At 57.1% G+C, this 20,611-nt stretch carries 20 protein-coding genes; 5 read left to right on the forward strand and 15 right to left on the reverse strand.

Annotation, left to right across the window (positions count from 1 at the left end; translation table 11 throughout):
• The first annotated feature begins 326 nt into the window (after positions 1-326).
• On the forward strand, positions 327-3,434 hold the full coding sequence (rne, locus tag CU081_RS19410) for a ribonuclease E (RefSeq protein WP_022650781.1): 3,108 nt from the start codon (positions 327-329) through the stop codon (positions 3,432-3,434).
• Positions 3,435-3,474: 40 nt separating this feature from the next.
• Here rne and CU081_RS19415 read toward each other — a convergent pair whose 3' ends face one another.
• Positions 3,475-4,413: a LysR family transcriptional regulator gene (locus CU081_RS19415; RefSeq protein ID WP_003857974.1), complete on the reverse strand. Its 939-nt coding sequence runs from the start codon at positions 4,411-4,413 to the stop codon at positions 3,475-3,477.
• Between the two features lie 109 nt (positions 4,414-4,522).
• Here CU081_RS19415 and CU081_RS19420 point away from each other — a divergent pair, with 109 nt between their 5' ends.
• Positions 4,523-5,734, forward strand: a complete 1,212-nt coding sequence (locus CU081_RS19420; protein ID WP_003857976.1) for an MFS transporter — start codon at positions 4,523-4,525, stop codon at positions 5,732-5,734.
• Positions 5,735-5,809: 75 nt separating this feature from the next.
• On the opposite strand, the gene flgL is transcribed toward CU081_RS19420, so the two are convergent.
• The 11 genes from flgL to flgB form a co-directional block, all read right to left on the reverse strand.
• Entirely contained in the window at positions 5,810-6,763 is a 954-nt protein-coding gene (gene flgL, locus CU081_RS19425; protein ID WP_003857977.1) for a flagellar hook-associated protein FlgL, read from the reverse strand.
• Between the two features lie 16 nt (positions 6,764-6,779).
• Positions 6,780-8,420, reverse strand: a complete 1,641-nt coding sequence (gene flgK / locus CU081_RS19430) for a flagellar hook-associated protein FlgK (RefSeq protein ID WP_003857979.1) — start codon at positions 8,418-8,420, stop codon at positions 6,780-6,782.
• Positions 8,421-8,495: 75 nt separating this feature from the next.
• Entirely contained in the window at positions 8,496-9,449 is a 954-nt protein-coding gene (gene flgJ / locus CU081_RS19435; protein WP_003857982.1) for a flagellar assembly peptidoglycan hydrolase FlgJ, read from the reverse strand.
• On the reverse strand, positions 9,450-10,547 hold the full coding sequence (locus CU081_RS19440) for a flagellar basal body P-ring protein FlgI (protein WP_003857984.1): 1,098 nt from the start codon (positions 10,545-10,547) through the stop codon (positions 9,450-9,452). It lies immediately after the preceding gene.
• Between the two features lie 12 nt (positions 10,548-10,559).
• Positions 10,560-11,258, reverse strand: a complete 699-nt coding sequence (gene flgH / locus CU081_RS19445) for a flagellar basal body L-ring protein FlgH (RefSeq protein ID WP_003857987.1) — start codon at positions 11,256-11,258, stop codon at positions 10,560-10,562.
• 57 nt (positions 11,259-11,315) lie between these two features.
• Entirely contained in the window at positions 11,316-12,098 is a 783-nt protein-coding gene (flgG, locus tag CU081_RS19450) for a flagellar basal-body rod protein FlgG (protein ID WP_000625853.1), read from the reverse strand.
• 11 nt (positions 12,099-12,109) lie between these two features.
• On the reverse strand, positions 12,110-12,865 hold the full coding sequence (locus CU081_RS19455; protein WP_003857990.1) for a flagellar basal body rod protein FlgF: 756 nt from the start codon (positions 12,863-12,865) through the stop codon (positions 12,110-12,112).
• Positions 12,866-12,885: 20 nt separating this feature from the next.
• Entirely contained in the window at positions 12,886-14,094 is a 1,209-nt protein-coding gene (gene flgE / locus CU081_RS19460; protein WP_003857992.1) for a flagellar hook protein FlgE, read from the reverse strand.
• A gap of 26 nt (positions 14,095-14,120) precedes the next feature.
• Complete coding sequence (flgD, locus tag CU081_RS19465) at positions 14,121-14,831, reverse strand: flagellar hook assembly protein FlgD (protein ID WP_003857994.1); 711 nt, start codon at positions 14,829-14,831, stop codon at positions 14,121-14,123.
• 11 nt (positions 14,832-14,842) lie between these two features.
• Positions 14,843-15,247 carry a flagellar basal body rod protein FlgC gene (gene flgC, locus CU081_RS19470; RefSeq protein ID WP_003857997.1) on the reverse strand — a complete coding sequence of 135 codons (405 nt, stop codon included), beginning with the start codon at positions 15,245-15,247 and terminating at the stop codon, positions 14,843-14,845.
• Positions 15,248-15,250: 3 nt separating this feature from the next.
• A complete protein-coding gene (gene flgB / locus CU081_RS19475; protein WP_003857999.1) occupies positions 15,251-15,667 on the reverse strand; it encodes a flagellar basal body rod protein FlgB in 417 nt (138 codons plus the stop codon).
• Positions 15,668-15,824: 157 nt separating this feature from the next.
• On the opposite strand from flgB, the gene flgA reads away from it, so the two are divergent.
• The 3 genes from flgA (at position 15,825) to flgN (ending at position 17,301) form a co-directional block, all read left to right on the forward strand.
• On the forward strand, positions 15,825-16,484 hold the full coding sequence (flgA, locus tag CU081_RS19480) for a flagellar basal body P-ring formation chaperone FlgA (RefSeq protein WP_003858001.1): 660 nt from the start codon (positions 15,825-15,827) through the stop codon (positions 16,482-16,484).
• Between the two features lie 93 nt (positions 16,485-16,577).
• Entirely contained in the window at positions 16,578-16,871 is a 294-nt protein-coding gene (gene flgM / locus CU081_RS19485; protein ID WP_003858002.1) for a flagellar biosynthesis anti-sigma factor FlgM, read from the forward strand.
• 4 nt (positions 16,872-16,875) lie between these two features.
• Positions 16,876-17,301, forward strand: a complete 426-nt coding sequence (gene flgN / locus CU081_RS19490) for a flagella biosynthesis chaperone FlgN (protein ID WP_003858003.1) — start codon at positions 16,876-16,878, stop codon at positions 17,299-17,301.
• Between the two features lie 59 nt (positions 17,302-17,360).
• Here flgN and murJ read toward each other — a convergent pair whose 3' ends face one another.
• From murJ to CU081_RS19505, 3 genes are all read right to left on the reverse strand, one after another.
• Complete coding sequence (gene murJ, locus CU081_RS19495) at positions 17,361-18,896, reverse strand: murein biosynthesis integral membrane protein MurJ (RefSeq protein WP_003858004.1); 1,536 nt, start codon at positions 18,894-18,896, stop codon at positions 17,361-17,363.
• Positions 18,897-19,025: 129 nt separating this feature from the next.
• Positions 19,026-19,949, reverse strand: a complete 924-nt coding sequence (locus tag CU081_RS19500; RefSeq protein ID WP_003858005.1) for a Gfo/Idh/MocA family protein — start codon at positions 19,947-19,949, stop codon at positions 19,026-19,028.
• A gap of 2 nt (positions 19,950-19,951) precedes the next feature.
• Positions 19,952-20,602, reverse strand: coding sequence for a YceH family protein (locus CU081_RS19505; protein ID WP_003858006.1), 651 nt, complete (start codon positions 20,600-20,602; stop codon positions 19,952-19,954).
• Positions 20,603-20,611: the final 9 nt, after the last annotated feature.

Genomic DNA, 20,611 nt, shown 5'->3' on the forward strand with positions numbered 1-20,611 from the left:
TCGACGGAATGACCAATTTTGTCTGACCGATCATCCACGCAGCAATGGCGTAAGACGTATTGATCTTTCAGGCAGTTAGCGGGCTGCGGGTTGCAGTACTTCCCGGTATAAGGATTGTTCTCTGGAGAGTTTTCCCAGGCAATTCCCCTGATAATTGCGCTGTGTTTCCGTATGAAACACAGGCAACCGACACTCTGCGCCTCTTAAGCGAGCGACAACCGTGAGGTTGGCGACGTGAATAGACACGAGGCCATCGGTTCATACCCCGGAAAGCGTCACCTTGCCCGCAGCTTTGTCGTCAATGTAAGAATAACGAGTAAGTTACGATGAAAAGAATGTTAATCAACGCAACTCAGCAAGAAGAGTTGCGTGTCGCCCTTGTGGATGGGCAGCGCCTGTACGATCTGGATATCGAAAGTCCTGGACACGAACAGAAAAAAGCGAACATTTACAAAGGCAAAATCACCCGCATTGAACCAAGCCTTGAAGCTGCATTTGTCGATTACGGTGCTGAGCGTCACGGTTTCCTTCCTCTCAAAGAAATCGCCCGCGAATATTTTCCTGCAAACTACAACTCCCATGGCCGTCCGAACATTAAAGATGTTCTGCGTGAAGGTCAGGAAGTTATCGTCCAGATCGATAAAGAAGAGCGTGGCAACAAAGGTGCCGCACTGACCACCTTTATCAGTCTGGCAGGAAGCTATCTGGTGTTGATGCCAAACAACCCGCGTGCGGGTGGCATCTCTCGCCGTATCGAAGGCGATGACCGTACCGAGCTGAAAGAAGCGCTGGCAAGTCTTGAGCTGCCAGACGGCATGGGCCTTATCGTGCGCACCGCAGGCGTCGGCAAATCTGCCGAAGCATTGCAGTGGGACCTGAGCTTCCGTCTGAAGCACTGGGAAGCCATCAAGAAAGCGGCTGAAAGCCGTCCTGCTCCGTTCCTGATCCACCAGGAAAGCAACGTCATTGTGCGTGCCTTCCGTGATTATCTGCGTCAGGACATCGGTGAAATTCTGATTGATAACCCGAAAGTGCTTGAGCTGGCTCGCCAGCACATCGCCGCGCTGGGTCGCCCGGATTTCACCAGCAAAATTAAACTGTACACCGGTGAAATCCCGCTGTTCAGCCACTATCAGATTGAATCCCAGATCGAGTCTGCCTTCCAGCGTGAAGTGCGTCTGCCGTCCGGCGGTTCTATCGTTATCGATACCACCGAAGCGCTGACCGCTATCGACATCAACTCCGCGCGTGCAACCCGCGGCGGCGACATCGAAGAGACCGCCTTCAACACCAACCTAGAAGCCGCTGATGAAATCGCCCGCCAGCTCCGCCTGCGCGACCTGGGTGGTCTGATTGTTATCGACTTCATCGACATGACCCCGGTTCGCCACCAGCGTGCGGTTGAAAACCGTCTGCGTGAAGCGGTGCGCCAGGATCGCGCGCGTATCCAGATTAGCCATATCTCGCGCTTCGGCCTGCTGGAAATGTCCCGTCAGCGTCTGAGCCCGTCACTCGGCGAGTCCAGCCATCACGTCTGCCCGCGCTGTTCCGGGACAGGTACCGTGCGTGACAATGAATCGCTCTCCCTCTCTATTCTGCGTCTGATTGAAGAAGAAGCGCTGAAAGAGAACACCAAAGAGGTTCACGCCATTGTTCCGGTGCCGATTGCCTCCTACCTGCTGAACGAAAAACGTGCAGCGGTGAGCGCAATCGAAGCGCGTCAGGGCGGCGTTCGCTGCATCATCGTGCCAAACGACGAGATGCAAACCCCGCACTATCACGTGCTGCGCGTGCGTAAAGGTGAAGAGACAAGCACCCTCAGCTACCTGCTGCCGAAGCTTCATGAAGAAGAAATGGCGCTGCCATCGGATGAAGAGCCTGCCGAGCGTAAACTGCCTGAGCAGCCTGCATTAGCAACCTTCATCATGCCGGAAGCCCCGCCGGAAGCGACGCTGGAAAAACCAGCGGCAAAACCTGCCGTGCAAAAGGCGGCCCCTGCCGCGGCAAAAGCGCAGCCTGAGCAGCCGGGTCTCCTGAGCCGCATCTTCGGCGCGCTGAAAAAAATGTTTGCTGGCGAAGAAGTTCAGCCTGAGCAGCCGAAAGAAGCGCCAAAAGAAGCGAAACCAGAGCGTCAGCAGGACCGTCGTAAGCGTCAGAACAATCGTCGCGATCGTAATGACCGTAGCGATCGTAACGAGCGCCGTGATAATCGTTCCGAGAACAACGAAGGTCGTGAACAACGCGAGGACAACCGTCGCAACCGTCGCGAGAAGCAACAGCAGAACGTTGAAGATCGTGAGATTCGCCAGCAGGCGGGCGATGAGTCCGAGAAGAGCAAACAGCGTGACGAGCAGCAACCTCGCCGCGAGCGTAACCGTCGTCGTAACGACGAGAAACGCCAGGCCCAGCAGGAAGTCAAAAACCTGAACCGCGAAGCGCCTGTTGAACAGCAGGACACGGAGCAGGAAGAGCGTACTCAGGTTATGCCGCGTCGTAAGCAGCGTCAGTTGACCCAGAAAGTGCGTGTGGGTGCTGTTCAGGCGGAAGAAAACAACGTTATCGCGGTTGAAGCAGCAGAAAGCACAACGGGTACACAGGTTGCGAAAGTTGACCTGCCAGCCGTAGTAGAAAATCAGGTTGAGCAGGACGAAAGCAGCGAAAACCGTGACAACGCAGGTATGCCGCGTCGCTCCCGTCGTTCTCCGCGTCATCTGCGCGTGAGCGGTCAGCGTCGTCGTCGTTACCGTGACGAGCGTTACCCAACTCAGTCGCCAATGCCATTGACCGTGGCGTGCGCGTCACCTGAGATGGCATCCGGTAAAGTCTGGATCCGTTATCCGGTTGCTCGCCCGGAGCAGGCTATTGAAGAACAGGCTGTGACCCAAGAGGTGATTGCACCGGTAGCAGCGGTGGAAGACGTCGTGACTGAAGCGGCAACCGTGGTTGAACCGCAGGTTATTGACACAGCGGCACCGCAGGCTGTGGAAGTGGAAACGACCCATCCTGAAGTCATTGCTGCGCCGGTTGATGCCGCTCCGCAGATCATTGCCGAAGAAGATACCGTGGTGGCTGAAGAAGTCACAGAAGACGCTGAGCCAGTCTCCGCAGCAGAAGAGCCCGCTGACGTTACCGTCGAAACGGTGACTGAAGAGGTTGTTCAGGACGTCGAGATTCAGGTTGAACCTGTTGTCGAAGAGGTCAAAGCGCCTGAAGTGAAATCAGAGCCGATTGAGGTCGTTGCAGCTGTAGCGCCTGCTCACGTTGCTACCGCGCCGATGACTCGCGCCCCGGCACCTGAGTATGTGCCTGAAGCGCCACGCCATAGCGACTGGGTTCGTCCGGCATTCAACTTCGAAGGCAAAGGTGCTGCCGGTGGTCACAGTGCAACGCACATGGCTACTGCGCCAGCTACTCGTCCTCAGCCTGTTGAATAACGCACGCTAATACTGAAAGCCGACCTTCGGGTCGGCTTTTTTATGGCTGTTGCAGGGGCTTTCTCATTCCGGTGACCTCCGGCATTATCTGCCGCATCAGCTCCAGAAAACGCCGCAAGCGCGCCGGATAATAACGAGACCAGGGGTAAACCAGATGTACCGGTAGCGCTGCCGGCTGCCACTCTGGCAGTAGATGCACCAGTCGTCCTTCCTGAATATCATCCTGTACTGTCCAGCTGGATACCACCGCAACGCCTAGCCCGGTGAGTGCCGTATTGCGCGCCACATACAGGCTGTCGGTACTCAGGCGTGGCGTAATGGTAACCCGCGTCGGGGCAGATGATGCATCGTGGAAAAGCTCCACATGGCGTTGATAAAAAGAGCTGATGGCAATCCAGGGAAGCTGTTGCAAATCTTCCGGCGTTTTAACCGCGGGATAACGGGCCAGTAATTCCGGTGAAGCCACCACCGAGCGCGGCACTTCAGCCAGCAGCACGGACACGGTTGCCGGATCGACTTCCACACCCACCCGAATAGCACAGTCAAGGTTGTCGCCGAGGAAATCAACCGAGCGATCGTTGAGCATCCACTCAACAGAAAGCTGGGGATAGCGCTGCAAAAATTCGGTTAACGGTTTAAGAAGCTGATCCTGGCCAAACGCGTGCGGGGCGCGCACCCTCAGCACCCCAACCGGTTCATCTTCCGTCTGCCCTACCTCGTCTTCCAGCGCCAGCCAGCTGTCAATCACCCGTCGGGCATGCTGATAGCAGCGTTCGCCGTCATCGGTCAGCCGGGTCGTATGGGTTGTGCGCAGCATCAGGCGTACTCCCAGTATGGTCTCAAGCGACTGCAACCGTCGGCTCACCGTTGCCTGGGTTGTTGCCAACTGACGTGCTGCCGCAGAAAGAGACCCCGCCTCCACAATGCGAACAAACGTTCGCATCAGTTCTACCCGATCTATACGCTCAGGCCTTTTCATACTATTTCCATCCATACGCTACACGTATAAGCGTTTTACCACCGCGCCCGCTACCGTCGCAAGGCGTACTGATAAAAAATAGCCGCACACGACGAATGAGGAACATCTTATGAACACAACTACCACCCGGGCCGTAAGCCGCTGGGTAATCTTAATGCTGGCGCTCGGTGCGGGCTTTAGCGTGGCATCCATCTATTATGCCCAGCCTCTGCTGCCGCTGATGGGCTCAGACCTGAACCTGAGTATCGAAGGCATGGGCATGGTCCCGACGCTTACCCAGGCGGGTTATGCCTTAGGTATCCTGTTTCTGCTCCCGCTCGGCGATCGTCATGATCGCAGAACGCTGATCCTGATAAAAAGTGCGGCTCTGGCGCTGTTCCTGCTGGGTTGTAGCCTGACCGGACAACTGCACTCCTTGCTGCTCACCAGCCTGCTGATTGGCATGGCCGCCACCATGGCGCAGGATATTGTCCCGGCCGCAGCGATCCTCGCGCCGGAAGGCAAACAGGGAAAAACGGTCGGCACGGTGATGACCGGCCTGCTGCTGGGGATTTTGCTCTCCAGAACCGTGAGCGGCGTGGTGGGTGAAGCCTTTGGCTGGCGGGTGATGTATCAGCTGGCCGCCGCAAGTATTGCCTTTGTCGGCGTGGTCATGTGGGCCGTGCTTCCCCGCTTCGCCGTTCACTCCACGCTGAGCTACCCGGCGCTGATGCGCTCCATGGAACACCTCTGGCGCCGCTACCCGGCGCTGCGTCGGGCCGCGCTGGCCCAGGGTTTTCTGTCGATTGCCTTTAGCGCATTCTGGTCAACGCTGGCGGTCATGCTGCTGGAACGGTATCACCTTGGCAGCGCCGTGGCGGGTGGATTTGGTATTGCCGGAGCCGCTGGCGCGCTGGCCGCACCGCTGGCAGGTGGTCTGGCAGATAAGCTGGGCGCCGGTAAAGTCACCCAACTGGGTGCCGCGCTGGTGACCCTCTCGTTTGCCCTGATGTTCCTGATGCCGGCACTGGGTATACACGGTCAGTTGATCCTGATTGCCCTCTCCGCGGTCGGTTTCGATCTCGGCTTGCAGTCCAGCCTCGTGGCCCACCAGAATCTGGTCTACAGCCTTGAGCCGCAGGCCCGCGGACGCCTGAACGCCCTGCTGTTTACCGTCATTTTCATCGGAATGGCGCTGGGTTCGGCATTAGGCAGCAATATCTACACGCTGGCAGGCTGGTCTGGCGTGGTGGCTCTGGCAACCCTGTGTGGTGCCATTGCGCTGGCTATCAGAGTGATTGAAAGCGCCCGGGTGCTGTCCGCACAGGCAGAAAGTGTGTAAAAAAAATGCCCAACCCGGACGGGTTGGGCAGTCAAAACATGCCCAGTTTCAAGACATGTTAAACAGGTCAGAGTCTTATCTGTTCATCTGGAACAAAGACATACCCTGCATATCGCTAAAGGCTTTATACGAGGCCTGCAACGCCGCCTGCTGCATGGTGTAGGACGAAATCACCGAGTTCCAGTCCACGTCAACCAGGTTACTCATCTGCTGGGTCTGACCCAGCGCGCGGTCTTCACCCAGAGCGTCCAGCTTGCCCAGCTCATCCAGCTTGATGCCGAGGTCGGCGCGCACGGTCAGCACGTTGTTGAGGGAGTTGCTAAGGCCACGGTTGGCTTTATCAATAGCCGCCGTAAACGCCTCGGCTTTCGTTTCATCCTCCCCAATCGGCGTATTCAGCGCTTCAATTGCGGAGTCGAGGATCTTGAACAAATTCGTTTCCGGTTTACTACCATCTGGCTCTGGCTTCGCATTGCTGGTGAAGCTATCGAAAACTTCAGTGCCCGTATGGCTGATTTGCATCGTGCGCGCGGAGTCAACCTGCTGGCTGATTGGCGTTCCGCCGCCCTTATAATCACCCGTAGTCTGGTCGAAAGCCGCCGCTTCGGTCTTGTAACCGGAAAAAATATAGCGGCCGTTACCGTCCGTGCTGTTAGCCAGGTTCATGAGCTGATCGCGAATACCTTGCAGGTTCGTGGCCAGCGAAGCGCGGTCATCGTCACTTAACGTACCGTTGCCCGCATTGACAATCTTTTCCTGAGCAGCCTGGATAGCGGTTGTCACTTGCGATAACACGTTCTCTTCCAGCGAGACTTTCGTCGTAGCGAAGGAGCGCGCCAGCGCATACTGGCTGTTTTGCGTTTGTGCCTGAGAGAGCACAACGGCCTGCGAAGCGGCAATCGGATCGTCAGATGGACGATTGATGCGCTTCCCCGTAGACATCTGCTCGCCGTAGCTGAGCCAGAGACTTTGGGAGTTCGTCACGCCGCGCATGCTTTGCTCATACATCATTTGAGTACTAATACGCATTTTTTATGCCTCAGCCTTAGCGGATATTGATCAATGCATCAAACAGCGTGCTCGCCGTTTGCAGCACCTGCGCATTCGCCAGATAGTACTGCTGATAGCGTTGCAGGTTGCCATACTCTTCATCCAGGTTAACCCCGGAGATTGACTGCTGTTGTTTGGTCAGCTGCGTCACCACGTTAACTTTGGTTTCGCTGCTGGTTTTCAGCGACGCCGTGGTGCTGCCCACCGTACTGACCAGCGCGGCATAAGCATCGTTAAAGGTTTTGTTCCCCCCCACCAGCTTAGCGCTCTGTAAATCCAGCAGCTTCTGGCCATTGGTATTGTCGCTTTCGCCGCTTCCTTGCGCGGAGGCCATCGCCAGTTTGGATTCGTCGCTGATCGCAACGTCCATATTTACAATGACGTCATTCACCGGTTTGACGATGAAACTGTCTTTATTATTGGCTGAGCCGCTAATCTTAACGTTAAGACCATCAAACGACAGATTACCGCTGGCGTCAGGCTTGGCCGTGAAGCTGGTGTTGTCCGACAGACGCGTGATTGTCCAGTCAGTACCGTTATACTCAACTTTGTAGTTTGTCGCCTGGACCTTGGTACTGTCCGTCATCGTGGCCGTAACGGACGCGCTTCCGGTGTTTTTGCCGTTACTCAGCACTGCCGGGGAGCCAAAATCAAACAGCTTGCCGCCTTTATCCCCGTTGGCATCAAAGCCCGCCTGGTGCTGGGTATTCATGGCATCCGCAAACGCCAGCGCCATCTGGTTGAGGGTGTTTCGCGCCTGATCCAGATCCTGAGAACGGAACGTTAACAGCCCTCCAAGCGACCCCGTGGTGATCTGTTTCTCTGAGATCTCCACGTTGCCTGCTGCGGCATCCACATACGCAATCGTTGTACGCGCTGGGTCCGCACTGGATTTCACCGCCGCCAGCTGACTTGCGTTGCTGCCCTGTACCAGGGTGTAACCATTGGCGATAGAGATGTTATACGTGCCGCTGTCCTGTACGGTAACGTCCACACCGACAATCTTGTTCAGTTCACTCACCAGCTGATCGCGCTGATCGAGCAGTTCGTTCGGGGATGCGCCCGCCCCTACGCCAGTCAGCCGGGAGATCTGATCGTTAAGGTTAGCAATCTGCTTCGCATAGTTATTGATCTGATCGACGCTGGTAGAAATCGCCGTATTGACCTGCGCATCCTGATCGCGGAGATATTGATCGTTGGTTTTAAACTGGTTTACCAGACCATCCGCCTTACCGAGCACCGTCTGGCGTGCAGCCGGATCTTCTGCGTTACTCACCAGCGTTTGCAGGCTTTTAAAGAAATCCTGGAGGTTGGCAGAAAGCGAGTTCGTGGTATCCGACAGCACGTCGTCAATTTTTGACATCTGCTGGTAGCGCGTGGTCAGCCCACTGCTCTGGTTCTGCGCCGCACGCAGCTGGTTGGTGATAAACGCATCATATTCACGCTGAACGCCGGAGACATAGACCCCGTTACCCACCCAGCCACCACCGGTCAGGGTGCTGTTTGATGCCCCCAAAATGGTGGTCTGGCGGGTATAACCTGCCACGTTGTAGCTTGAAATATTATTACTGACGGTATTGAGTGCCGACTGCGCAGCACTGAGGCCACTCATGGCGCTGTTAATCAAACTGGACATGGGGGTTCCTTTTATACGTTCAGACACGAGTCCTGATGAAGGTTATCGGCAACCTCCTCCGGGACTTGAGAACTTTCAGAACAGATTTTCGAGATCTGTGCTATACGCTTTACTGACCTTCTCAGACATGGATTTCAGCTGCTGGATCATGCTGGTCAGCTTGCGTGCATAGTTTGGATCGGTCGCGTAGCCTGCATTCTGCAATGCCTGAGCGCCCTGCTCTGGCGTGGCGGCCTGGGTCACCGCGGTGTAGCGCGGATTCCGGCTCAACAGCCCGACATAATCCGACAACGCTTCCAGATACGAGCTGTAGACGCGGAATTTGGCTTTCACCTTCACTGCCGCACCGTTCTCATATTCGGTGGTGGTGATTTCCGTGGTCGGCCCTTTCCAGCTGGAGGTGGCCTTCACGCCAAAGATGTTGAAGCTCGGCTCGCCGTTCTCCCTGCGGATCTGACGTTGCCCCCAGCCCGACTCCAGCGCCGCCTGCGCCAGAATCAGATGGTGCGGCACGCCGCTCTCTTCACTGGCAAGACGCGCCGGCAGGGAGAGCTGCGCCAGGAAGTCTTTGCTGTCGCCGGAGAGCGGCTCGTCACGCGTTTCTGCCGGCTTCGGCATCGCCTTACGCACCATCTGCGTTAGCGCCTGATTTTGATAACTGGTCACCTTTTCCAGATCAAACTTCAGCGGCACCTGCGGCGGAGCCTCTTCAGGCGGGAGTCCCTGAGCGGCTGCGGTCTGCTTCACGATCATGTCCGCCAGGCCGAGTCCCTTTCCGGCGGTCAATTGCTGGGCAATCTGCTGATCGTACATGCTGGTGTAAAGCCGCGTGGAATCACTGCTGAACATGCCGTCTTTCGGCAGAGTTTCACGCATGCTTTTCAACATCATCTGCACGAACATGCCTTCCACCTGACGGGCAACCGGGCGGATATTCGCCGCCGGATCCTTGCCCGCTTTGGTTTTCAGCTCGTTGAGCGACTGGGCATCCCAGGCGGCACTGGTCAACAGTTTGCTATCGGTCAGCATTTAGATGATTTCCAGTTTAGCGCGCAGGCAGCCTGCACTTTGCATGGATTGCAGAATGGACATCAGATCCATTGGCGTTGCACCCAGCGCATTCAAGGCACGCACCACGCTGTTCAGGTTGGCGCTGGAGCGCACGCTCTGCAACGAACCGCCGCTCTGTCGTAAATCAATCTGCGTTTGCGGGGTCACTACCGTCTGACCGCCACCAAACGGGGTATCCGGCTGGCTGACGTTGGCCGAGCGGTTAACCGTGACGGAGAGATTGCCCTGCGCCACGGCGCAGCTGTCCAGCGTCACTTCGCGGTTCATCACCACCGAGCCGGTACGGGAGTTGATAATGACTTTCGCATCCTGAACCGGCACGTTCACTTCCATATTCTGGATATCTGCCAGCATTCGCACCTGGTTGCTGCTGCCGGTTGACGTGCGGATCTGCACGGTGCGGGCATCCAGCGCGGTGGCGCTGCCGTAGCCCCGGCTGCGGTTGATGGTGTCAGCAATCTGCTGCGCCATCGTAAAGTCTTCGTTATTCAGTTGCAGGTTAATGGTGTTGCCGGTGCCGAACTGGGTCGGCAGCTCACGTTCGATGATCGCGCCGTTGGTAATACGTCCCCCGTTCAGCTGGTTCACCTGCACGCTGCTGCCGCCCGCCGACGCACCTGCTCCGCCAACCAGAATGTTGCCCTGCGCCAGAGCATACACCTGGCTGTCGACGCCTTTCAGCGGCGTCATCAGCAACGTACCGCCACGCAGGCTTTTGGCATTACCCATCGACGAGACAACCACGTCGATGGTCTGCCCCTGACGCGCAAAGGCCGGATAAGACGCGGTCACCATCACGGCCGCCACGTTTTTCAGCTGCATGTTGGTCCCGGCCGGTACGGTAATACCGAGCTGCGAGAGCATGTTGTTCAGGCTCTGGGTGGTGAACGGCGTCTGGGTCGTCTGGTCACCCGTCCCATCCAGCCCCACCACCAGGCCATAGCCAATCAGGGAATTTTCGCGCACGCCCTGCACGCTGGTGAGATCGCGTATGCGATCGGCCTGCGCAACGGTAGCGACCAACGACAGCGCCACGGCGAAGAGAAATTTATACATAGGTCACCTCGCTTACATCGGCGATAGATTAAGGAAGAAGCGTTGCAGCCAGCCCATATTTTGCGCTTCGTTGATGTAGCCGTTGCCGACGTACTCAATGCGCGCATCCGCCACCTGGGTGGACGGTACGGTGTTGGTGCCGCTGATAGTGCGAGGGTTAACCACACCGGAGAAGCGAATAAATTCCGTACCCTGGTTAATGGCGATCTGTTTTTCGCCCACCACGTGCAGGTTGCCGTTCACCAGAACCTGGTCAACCGTTACCGTCAGCGTTCCGCTGAAGGTATTGCTGGCGTTCGCGCCACCTTTACCGTTAAAGGTGTTGCCGCCGGAGGCTTCCACATCCGCACGGGCATTGCCGAACAGCCCTTGCAGATAGCGCGGTACGGTGTCGAAGCCAAAATTGGTTTTGCCGTCGCGGCTGGCGTTCGCCGACGAGCTCTTGCTCGCGCTGACGTTTTCCTGCAACACAATGGTCAGCGTATCGCCAACGTTACGCGGACGACGGTCTTCAAACAGCGGCTGATAACCGTAGTTAATCGGCTGCGCGGTCTGGAAAATAGAGCCGTTCACCACCGGCGCGGGGCCGGGAACGGGTTGGGCGGTAGTCGCACCCTGTACCAATGGTTTAGACGGGATCCAGGCACACCCGCTGAGGGTGACGGCCAGAACAGTCAGGATCGGATAACGAAACGCCGCGTTTTTTTGCATTGCCTTCATCTTCGAAAACAGGGAGCCGGTGCGACGTTTACCGCACCGGGCTACACCTTAGAGTTGCGTCAGTTTTTGCAGCATCTGGTCGGTCGTCGACACTGCTTTACTGTTAATTTCATAGGCGCGCTGGACCTGGATCATATTCACCAGCTCTTCCGCCACGTTAACGTTCGAGGTTTCCACATACCCCTGATACAGCAGCCCCGCCCCGTTCAGGCCCGGGGTACTTTCATTTGGCGTGCCGGAAGACTGCGTTTCGGTGTAGAGGTTCTCACCGATGCTTTCCAGCCCGGTATCGTTCATGAAGGTCGTCAGATTGAGCTGTCCAACCTGGACCGGCGCGGCCTGACCTTGCTGAGTGACGCTGACGATACCGTCACGACCAATGGTGATACTCAGCGCGTTCGCCGGGATGGTGATCGCAGGCTGAACCTGGAAGCCGCCCGCTGTCACCAGCTGACCATTCTGATCCACCTGGAACGAACCATCGCGGGTATAGGCGGAGGTCCCGTCAGGCAGCTGCACCTGGAAGAAACCCTGACCTTTGATGGCAACGTCTTTACTGTTGTTGGTCTGGGACAGGTTGCCCTGGCTGTGCAGACGCTCGGTGGCAACCGGGCGCACGCCGGTACCAATTTGCAGACCGGACGGCAGCGTGGTTTGCTCAGAAGACTGCGCCCCTGGCTGACGAATCGTTTGATAAAGCAAATCTTCGAAAACCGCACGCTGGCGCTTGAAACCATTGGTGCTGACGTTTGCCAGGTTGTTGGCAATCACATCCATATTGGTTTGCTGTGCGTCCAGACCGGTTTTCGCGATCCATAAAGAACTGATCATAGGGAGTCCTGTTAACTCATAGCCAGAAGTTGGTTAGCCTTGCCTGCGTTTTCATCGACGCTGCTGATAATTTTCATCTGCATTTCGAAGCGGCGGGCGCTGGCGATCATGTCGGTCATGGCTTCTACCGGTTTGACGTTACTGCCTTCCAGCACGCCGGACATCACGCGGATGGTCGGGTCGGCCTGTAACGTGGCGCCACGCGTGGCCTGCGCCGCCTGGGTCAGACGGAACATCCCGTCATCGCCACGCTGCACTTCGTTGCCTTCCGCTTTCACCAGCTTCAGACGACCGACAGGCGCAACGGTGTTAGCCGGGTCGCCCGGATTTAACGCCGAAATCGTCCCGTCTGCCGCAATGGTCAGCTCTGACCCTTCCGGCACCGTCAACGGACCGGCTTCGCCCATCACCGGATGCCCCTGAATCGTCAGCTGCCCGGTGGCGCTCACCTGGATATTACCGTTGCGGGTATACCCTTCCCCGCCGTCAGCCGTTTGCACCGCCAGCCAGCCGTCCTGCTGAAGGGCAACGTCCAGCGGACGCGCGGTGTAATCCATCTGGCCTGGCGTCATGTCGGCGCCCGGCGTGGAAGCGGTGACCAGCGTACGCGTGGGCAATGACAGCCCTTCTACCGGCACCGCACGCAGCGCGTTGAGCTGCGCACGAAAACCTGGCGTGGAGGCGTTCGCCAGGTTGCTGGCGGTAACAGCCTGCTGGTTGAGCGTCTGGCTTGCTGCGCCCATCGCTGTATATATTGCGTGATCCATTGCGCTTTCCCGTCAGCTGCTTAACGCAGGTTAACCAGCGTGTTAAGGATCTGATCCTGGGTTTTGATGGTCTGCGCGTTGGACTGGTAGTTACGTTGCGCGACGATCATGTTCACCAGCTCTTTACTCAGATCGACGTTAGAGGCTTCCAGCGCGCCGTTGGTCAGCGTGCCGAAGTTACCGGAACCCGCAGTACCCAGCAGGGCAACACCGGAAGACTGCGTGGCAGACCAGACGTTGTCCCCTTCGGATTTCAGGCCTTCGTTGTTGGCGAAGTTTGCCAGCACGATCTGGCCCAGCACCTGGGTCTGTTCGTTCGAATAGTTACCGACAACGGTACCGTCATCGTTGATCTGGTAGCTCACCAGATCGCCCGGCTTATAACCGTTCTGGCTCGTCGCCACGATGTTGTTCGCACCGGTATTCTGTTGCATGGAGTTGGCGAAACTCATGTCAAACGTGGCTGGCGTCGCGCCCGGAACGGTGCCCGTTGTGATCTTGATATCATCGCCACCCGTCAGCACGCCGCTCGCGTTAAAGGTCAGCGTGGTTGCCAGTTTCGCGGCATCTCCTGCTACGCTGCCGTCCTGGGAATACACCTTCCAGGAGTTAGCTGGCGTCGCGTTTTTGACATAGAACAGGTTCATGTTGTGCGCATTACCCTGGCTGTCAAACACCGTCACGGTGCCTTTCTTGTTGTAAGAGTCAGGGTTGGCCGGGTCGAAGGCGACGGTTGGTGCGGTATCGGTGGAGTTCAGGTTGATCTGCTGAGAGGCCGTGGTGGTGGACTTCGCCGCCATCAGCGTCGTTGGGATGGAGATAGCCTGCGGATTCGCACCGGTTTGCACCGTAGGTGGCGTGCCGGCAACCGGATAACCGGTTAACTGAAGCCCCTGCATGTTCACCAGGTTACGGTTTTCATCCAGCTTGAACTGGCCGTTGCGGCTGTAGAATACGGAACCGTTGGCATCCACCATACGGAAGAAACCGTTCTGGCTGATGGCGACGTCCAGACCGCGACCGGTGTTGGTGGTCGTCCCGTCGGTGAAGTCCTGGGTGATACCCGCCACCTTCACGCCCAGGCCCACTTTAGAGCCTGCAAACATATCTGCAAAAGACGCAGAACCGGATTTAAAACCATAGGTCGCGGAGTTGGCGATGTTGTTGCCAATGACGTCCAGGTTGGTGGCCGCAGCATTCAGGCCGCTGACCGCTTGAGAAAAGGCCATGACTTACTCCTGATAAGTATGAAGGCTTAGATAATCTGCCGAACTTCGTCGAGTGTGGTGGTACCGGAGGTACCCAAATCCAGTTTGTTACCATCGCTACCTTTGATGACGCCCTGAACCAGGGCAAACTGTAGCGGCTGAGCCACCAGCTGAGTGGTGCCGTTGCTGGCGCTAATCGCAACCTGATACGAGCCGTTAGGCGCTTTAGTGCCGTCGGTCAGGCTGCCATCCCAGGTAAAGGTATGAACGCCCGCTTTAAGCTCGCCAATCTCAATCGTGCGCACCACGTTGCCGCTGGCGTCTTTGATTGTGGCGGTGACTTTGTCGGCCGGCTGCTGCAACTCAACGCCAAACGGCGTCGTGGTGGTGGTGGACGTGCCATCGGTGGTGCTGGTGCCCGCCAGAATCGTGGTCCCCGGGATCATCACCCCGTGCCCGATCAGGTTGGCGGCCTGCAAGGACTGGCTATTATCGATTTGACCGGAGACCGAGCCGAGCGTGGTGTTCAGTTTCTCAATGCCGCTGACGGTACTGATCTGCGCAAGCTGCGTGGTCAGTTCGTTGTTCTGCATCGGATTGGTCGGGTCCTGATTTTTCAGCTGCGCCACCAGCAGGGTCAGGAAGCTGCTCTGTAAATCGGAGGCATTGCTCCCGGTGAGAGAGCTGGAACCGGTCGCACTGCTGGTGCTATTGACGCCGGTATTTGTCGGGTCATTCACGTTTACGGCGATGGACATGCGTGTCTCCTTTACTGGCCGAGAGTGAGTGTTTTGAGCATCATGCTCTTCACGGTATTAAGCACTTCGACGTTTGCCTGGTAGCTGCGCGACGCGGACATGGAGTTCACCATCTCCCCGACCACATCCACGTTCGGCATTTTCACGTAGCCGCTGGCATCCGCGAGCGGGTTGCCTGGCTCGTAAACCAGCTTGTCGGGTGCCTGGCTCTCAACCACGTCCGCCACTTTTACGCCGCCCGTTGCCGCACCCGGTGCAGCATCAACCTGGAAGACAACCTGTTTAGCGCGATACGGTTGCCCGTCAGGGCCGGTCACGCTGTCGGCGTTGGCCAGGTTACTGGCGGCCACGTTCAGTCGTTTAGACTGCGCCGTTAATGCCGAACCGGCGATATCAAAAATATTCAGCAAGGCCATTTACTAATTGCCCCCCTGTAGGACGGTCATCATGCCTTTAATTTGCCCGCCGAGTAGCGTCAGGCCTGTCTGGTATTGCAGGCTGTTATCGGCAAACTGTGTGCGCTCCCGGTCCATGTCGACGGTGTTACCATCAAGCGAGGGCTGATCGGGAATACGGTAAAGCAGGTCGGTCGTTGGCGCGGTCATCGCCTGAGCGGGAATATGACGTGAGGATGTCAGGGCCAGTGAGACACCCGTTCCTTCGGCACGTCCACGCTCCATCACTTTTTTGAGTTCACTGGAAAAATCAATATCGCGCGCCTGATACCCGGGGGTATCCGCGTTGGCGATATTGGCGGCTAAAATCTCCTGCCGCTGGGCGCGTAAATTGAGCGCTTCCTGCTGAAAACGTAACGCGGCGTCGAGTTTATCGAGCATGTCTCCTCCGCTGATGAGAAAATTTCAGTTCACAGCTTAAATCTCAAGGCGTCTCCCTTATCGACGGAATAAGCGCAAAATGCGTCGCTATTTGTTGCGTTGATGGAAAACCACTGCGGGTAGAATTTGCTTAATTCTGGACATGGTGGAACGTGCGATGCGGACTTTTAAACGTGGCCTGGCGGCGACCCTACTGCTTTTGAGCCCTCTGGTGCAGGCGGAGGGGTTAGAGGACCAGCTCAATGCATTCTTTGCGCAGAAGCTGGCCGGTTTCAGCGATGACGTACGCGTGACCGTGCGCACCCCGCCTAACCTTTACCCTTCCTGCGAAGCCCCGTCATTTAGCGTGACCGGCAGCACAAAGTTATGGGGTAACGTGAACGTGCTGGCGCGTTGCGCCAATGAAAAACGGTATTTACAGGTTGCGGTACAGGCGACGGGCAATTATGTTGTCGCCGCCGTTCCGATTCCGCGAGGCAGCCTGCTGCAACCTGACAGCGTAACGCTGAAGCGAGGCCGTCTGGATCAGCTTCCACCGCGGACGATGCTGGACATTAACCAGGCTCAGGAGGCGGTCAGCCTGCGCGATGTCGCCCCTGGACAGGCGATACAGCTATCCATGCTGCGCCAGGCATGGCGGGTGAAAGCGGGACAACAGGTGATGGTGGTCGCCAATGGCGAAGGCTTTAGTATCAACAGCGAAGGAAAAGCGCTGAATAATGCCGCAGTGGCGCAAAATGCCCGGGTCAGAATGTCCTCAGGCCAGGTGGTCAGCGGCACGGTCGGTCCTGATGGGAATATTCTGATTAACCTGTAATCTTTTTAAAGATTTCGCGGCGACTGCCGATAAATATTCAACAAATGATGATGTCAGGCGCAAACGCCGCGAACCCTCGATGAGGACAACACTATGAGCATTGATCGTACATCAGCCCTGAAGCCGGTTAGCACTGTACAACCTCGCGAAACGAATGAGGCTGCCCCGCAAAAAACGCGTCTGGAAAAAACGTCGACCGCTAACAGCACCAGCGTCACGCTGAGCGATGCGCAGTCGAAGCTGATGCAGCCAGGCAGCAGCGATATCAACATGGAACGTGTTGAAGCGCTGAAAACGGCTATCCGTAACGGCGAACTGAAAATGGATACCAGCAAAATCGCTGATGCGCTGATTCAGGACGCACAGAGTTTCCTCCAGAGTAACTAACCGTATGAGTCGACTGTCAGAAATACTGGATCAGATGACGGTGGTCCTGAACGACCTGAAAACGGTGATGGATGCCGAACAGCACCACCTCTCTTCTGGTCAAATCAACGGCAGCGCGTTGCAACGCATAACTGAAGATAAAAGCTCGCTGCTGGCGACCCTGGATTATCTGGAAAAACAGCGACGCGCTGAGCAAGACGCGAAACGCAGCGCCAATGATGAGATCAACGAACGCTGGCAGACCATTACAGAAAAAACCCAGCATCTTCGCGATCTCAACCAGCATAACGGCTGGCTGCTGGAAGGTCAGATTATCCGTAATCAGCAGGCGCTTGAGGTGTTAAAGCCCTATAAAGAGCCGGGGCTGTACGGTGCGGATGGTCAGACGGCCACGGCACGTATCACGGGCGGGAAAAAGATTTCGATTTGACGCAGTAGCGGCACGTCATGAAGCGGGGAGCACCTTCTGGTGAACTCCCCTTTTGACGTTTATACCGTGCGGCGGGTGAATTCTTTCACCTTGAAGCCAAGCACCGCCAGCGTGGCAAAGTACGCCACCACCCCGACCGCCACCACGGCCATCAGACGCATCAGGCGGTAAGGCATGGTGCCCTGCGCCCATTCAGGCATGACATACAACATGCCAACCAGCGCGGCCGCCATCACCACTACCGCGATCGCCAGACGCAGCAGGAAGCTTGCCCAGCCCGGCTGCGGTGTGAAGATATCCTGCTTGCGCAGCTGCCAGTACAGCAGCCCGGCGTTCAGACAGGCCGCCAGACCAATCGACAATGACAGCCCCGCGTGTTTCAGCGGTCCAATAAACGCGAGGTTCATCAGCTGCGTCATAATCAGCGTCACAATGGCAATCTTAACCGGCGTTTTGATGTCCTGACGTGAATAGAAACCGGGCGCAAGCACCTTCACGACGATCAGCCCCATCAGCCCCACCGAGTAGGCTACCAGTGCACGCTGGGTCATGGCGGCATCAAAGGCGGTGAATTTTCCATACTGGAACAACGACACCGTCAGCGGTTTTGCCAGGATCCCCAGCGCCACCGCGCTTGGCAATGCCAGCAGAAAACAGAGACGCAGTCCCCAGTCCATCAGGCGGCAGTATTCATCGTGGTTGCCGCTGGCGAAACTTTTCGACAGCGACGGCAGCAGAATAGTCCCCAGCGCCACGCCCAGCACCCCTGATGGAAACTCCATCAGACGATCGGCGTAGTACATCCAGGACACCGAGCCCGACACCAGGAAAGAGGCGAAGATGGTATTGATGATCAGCGAGATCTGGCTGACGGACACGCCGAGTATCGCCGGTCCCATCTGTTTAATAACGCGCATTGCGCCCGCATCTTTGAAACTAATGCGCGGCAGAACCAGCATGCCGATCTTTTTCAGGTGCGGAAGCTGGTAAGCAAGCTGTAACACCCCGCCGACGGTCACGGCCCAGGCCAGCGCCAGCACCGGTGGGTTAAAATGCGGCGCGGCGAACAGCGCAAAGCCAATCATGCTGACATTAAGGAACGTGGGGGCAAAGGCCGGCACGGAGAAGCGGTTCCAGGTATTCAGGATGGCACCCACCAGCGACGCCAGCGAAATCAGCAGAATATAGGGGAAGGTTATCCGCAGCAGTTGCGTCGTCAGGGCAAATTTATCCGCCGTGTCGGCAAAGCCCGGTGCCGTTACCATGATTACCCAGGGCGCTGCCAGCATGCCCAGGACGGTCACGATCGCCAGCGCCAGCGTCAGTAAACCGGAAACGTAAGCCACAAAGACGCGGGTGGCATCTTCGCCCTGCTTGCTTTTATATTCCGCAAGGATCGGGACAAATGCCTGTGAGAAAGCCCCTTCAGCAAAAATACGGCGCAGCAGGTTCGGCAGCTTGAACGCAACGAAAAAGGCGTCAGTCGCCATCCCTGCGCCAAAAACCCTTGCCACAATGGCATCGCGCGCAAAGCCAAGCACGCGGGAAAACATGGTCATCGAGCTGACGGCCGCCAGCGATTTTAATAAGTTCATTAACGTGAAGTTCCACAACCCTACGGATTTCCAGGACGGATAAGCGAAAGCGCCACCCGGCAAAGCCAACAAGCGGCGCTTAGTCTAACCGGATTTCAACGAATTACTATCGGCAGATGTTACAGCGAGTTATTCCGACATGGCTTCGCGCCAGAGTCGTTCCACGATGCGCTGCGCCAGAATGGCCTGCTCCCCGGACGTTTCAGGAACCGTCTGATTCTGCACGCAGGTGATGAAGTGACGCGCGCAGCCCACAAAGCCACGCTGTTCCAGGGTGCTCTGCCAGCCGGGAACGGGTAACGCAACCACGCCATTGCCCTTCTCTTCCCGCCACTCTCGCATATCGGTGACGTCATACAGCGCGCCATCCGTAACGGCCTGCACGGACTCGCGCTGGCTGCCCGCCCGACGATGCATGCTGGTCGTCACCTGCAAATGCTCAACGGCAAAATGATGTTCGGCGTAAACCATCTCACCCTGCTCGTTGGTCAACAGCGTGCCGCTTTGCAGCTGGGCTTTTCCGTTACTCAGCCACAGGGCCGTATCCACGACGTGGAGATAATCATCCAGCAGCGTGAAGCGCAGATCGTTCGGCCCCACGCTGTCGGTACGGTGCTTATCCATACGCAGAGAGGCGAACGAGCCGGACTGCGCTTTAAGCTGCTGATAGAGCGGCGCAAAACGGCGGTTGAAGCCGACCATCAGCGTCAGCTTTTTACGCGCGGCCAGCTCAATCAGTCGCTCAGCATCCTGTACATTTTCCGCCAGGGGTTTATCCACGCAGACGTGAACGCCTGCATTCAGCAACTCGATCACCACCTGGTAGTGCGTCGCGGTTGAGGTATGCACAAATACCGCATCACATTCACGTGCTAAATCCTGTAGCGAACCGGCATAAGGGATGCGCCAGGTTTTGCAGATGCGCTCTGCTTTCTCGCGGGTGGGCGACCACGCCCCTTGCAGCGTCCAGTCTGACGCGGCGCCTAAAACGGGCAGCCAGGCTTTTTGCGCAATCCCTCCCAGCCCCACAACACCAATGCGTAATGTGGTCACGATTAATCTCCCAGATGTGCGAGTAACGCATCCAGACGCTGCTTCAGCCCGGCAACCTCGTCTTCCAGGGCTGCCACGCGCGCGGTCAGGCTTTCGTTTGATGCTGGCGTGTCGGATACGACGGCCAGCGCAGAGGGCTCCACGTCGCCGCTAAACAGGTGCATGTAGCGGCTTTCACGCTTGCCCGGTTCGCGGGGCAGACGCACCACGTAGGGACCGTCCTCGCGTGAGGCTAATCCCTCCAGCGTCTGTTCAACGTCCTGCATATCCTGAAACTCATGCATACGGGAAGCGCGTGTGCGCAGTTCCCCCGGCGTCTGCGCCCCGCGCAGCAGCAACGTGGTGATAACAGCCACTTCCGCAGCGCTGAGTTTTAAATCGCCAAATTCAGAATTACAAAAGCGCTGTTCATATTTAGTGACGCGGTTACCGAAGCCGCTGACGGTGCGCAGGTAGTGGCGCTTCACCAGCTCATCAAGGATATCCTGCACCTCGTGCTCGCCAAGGTTCATCACCGGCTCACGGTTCGTCTTCTGGTTGCAGGCCATCGTGACGGCATTCACGGACAGAGGATACTGTTCCGGCGTGGTGACCTGCTTTTCCAGAAGGCAGCCGATCACGCGCGCTTCGGCGCCATTTAACTGATATTTCATCTTTTCTCC

It is taken from the genome of Enterobacter sp. CRENT-193 (assembly GCF_002787395.1).
GTDB classification, from domain to species: domain Bacteria; phylum Pseudomonadota; class Gammaproteobacteria; order Enterobacterales; family Enterobacteriaceae; genus Enterobacter; species Enterobacter hormaechei_C.